1 protein-coding gene and 2 pseudogenes are annotated in these 2,099 nt (G+C 76.4%); 1 reads left to right on the top strand and 2 read right to left on the bottom strand.

The window, feature by feature from the left end:
- A pseudogene (locus VR44_RS22785) lies at positions 1 to 622 on the bottom strand (hypothetical protein); the annotation flags it as partial.
- A 700-nt stretch (positions 623 to 1,322) separates the two neighbouring features.
- Entirely contained in the window at positions 1,323 to 1,655 is a 333-nt protein-coding gene (locus VR44_RS22775; protein WP_045949435.1) for a YnfA family protein, read from the bottom strand.
- Between the two features lie 87 nt (positions 1,656 to 1,742).
- Here VR44_RS22775 and VR44_RS22770 point away from each other — a divergent pair.
- Positions 1,743 to 2,099, top strand: a pseudogene (locus VR44_RS22770) (hypothetical protein); the annotation flags it as partial.

Here is a 2,099-nt window from a genome sequence, read left to right as displayed (position 1 = left end):
ATGCGGCGAGCCGGCCGGCCGCCCGCCGGCCGCCGGCGGCGGCCGGGCCGATCGCGCCCAACGCCTCGGCCGCCGCGCGGGCGACGGGGGTGTCCAGCAGGCCGACCAGCTCGGGCACCGCCGGCGCGGCCGCCGGACCCCACTCGGCGAGGGTGCGCAGGATCAGGGAGACCGCGCGGTCGTACGGGCCGTGGCCGACGAGCCGCCGGCGGAAGACCGGCAGCAGGTGCGGGGCCCAGCGAGAGGGCAGCGGGGCGACATCGAGCCAGGGGCTGTCGAGGCGTACGGCGTACCAGTCGGCGGCCCGGTCGTCGCCCATGCCGACCAGGGCCCGCAACGCCAGGTCGGCGCCGGCCGCGCGGGCGGCGCCCCCGGACCGCTCGACGTGGCGGACCAGCTGGTCCGCGTACGGGGCCGCCGCCGCGCCGCCGCCCGCGAGGACCTCGACCGATACGGAGGCCACGGCGGGCTCGTCGTCGAGTCCGGCTGCGACCGCCGCCCAGAGCTCCGGCGCCGGGTCGCGCCAGTACCGCAGCCGAGCGCCGGCGGCGCGGACTCGGGCGGACAGGGCGCCGACAGCTCCGCGAAGTGTCCGGCCGGATCGTGAGCGAGTGGCCACCACGGGACGTCCGGGAGCCGCTGCGTTCCGGTGGCCGCCAGCCCGCGGGCGACCGCACGGCCCGCGGCGCCGTCAGCGGTGTCCGCGCCGCCCGACACCAGCACGCCCCGCGCGGCGGCCAGGGCCACCAGCGGATGGCTGTGATCCAGCCAGGGCAGGAACCATTCCGGGTCCTCCGACAGCGCCCCGACGGCCAGTAGTTGGGACACGAGCGCCGTCGGGTCCTCCTCCACGGCGGCCTGCCGGCGCAGTGCGCCGAGCACGGCGGGCTCCGCGCAGCGGATCGAGCGCAGGAACCAGGCCGCGCCGGTCCGTACGCCCTCCGCCCGATGCGGGACCAGGGGCAGCACGTGGGGCCAGGCGTTCGTGAACAGCTCGTACGCCCTGCGGTGCACGCCCACGGAGCCGCGGCAGGCGTCGTGGCCGCGCCGGGCCAGGAAGTCGAGCACCTGCACCAGCCGACGCCCGTCGAGCTGCGGGAGCAGGCCGAGGAGGTGCTCGACGGCACGGGCGAAGAGCGGGGTGCCCGTGCTCCAGCCGAGCTTGTCCTCCAACCGGCGCCACGACGCCTGGCGTTGCCCGCGCGTCACCAGCCCGCGCAGCAGACTGGGCATCTCCTCCCGGCCTGTCGGCACCCCTTCCAGCACGCACCAGGCCACGGGCCCGGCCCCCCGTTCGTCCATACGGCGGATCCTAGTTTCCCCTAGCCCCGCGGCCCGTACATGATCACGGCGACCCCGACGAGGCAGATGAGCGCCCCGATGACGTCCGCCCGGTCGGGGCGGTACCCGTCGAGGACCATGCCCCAGGCCAGGGAGCCGGCCACGAACACGCCGCCGTACGCGGCCAGGATCCTGCCGAAGTTCGCGTCCTCCTGGAGGGTCGCGACGAACCCGTAGACGCCGAGGGCGATCACCCCCGCGCCGATCCACGCCCACCCGCGGTGTTCGCGCACCCCCTGCCAGACCAGCCAGGCGCCGCCGATCTCGAACAGGGCGGCGGCGGCGAAGAGGGCAACCGAGCGGACAACAAGCACGTCAACCACTTTCAGAGAGGGAGAGCCCGAAACTAACAGCGGTCGCCGGACGGCCGCGCCGTGGGTGATCCGGCAGGTGGGGGAAGCGTGGACGACGGAACGTCGCTCGGGGTACGGCTGTGGGGAGGGGTGCGGCTCGTCGCCGCCTGTGCCCTGACGGGCGTGGCGGTGCTGTACGCCGTCCTGTGCGTGAAGCTGCTCGTCGTCGACATGACGGAGGTGGCGTGCAGCGCCGGCGGCTGCCCGCGCGGGCTCGGGTGGCTGCTGCTGTGGGCGTTCGCCGCCGCGGCCGGTGCGGCCCTGCTGTGGTGGGCGGTGCTGCGGGGGCGCGCGTACCGGTCCGCGGCGCTCTGGGTGGCGGCCGTCTTCCTGTCCCCGGCCGCGCTGCTGCCCGCCTGGCAGGGGTTCGACTGGCTGCGCGGCCCGCACCTGACCCTCTTCGGC

Source organism: Streptomyces katrae, assembly GCF_000966975.1.
GTDB classification, from domain to species: domain Bacteria; phylum Actinomycetota; class Actinomycetes; order Streptomycetales; family Streptomycetaceae; genus Streptomyces; species Streptomyces katrae.
This window is presented reverse-complemented; position numbering and strand designations above follow the sequence as displayed.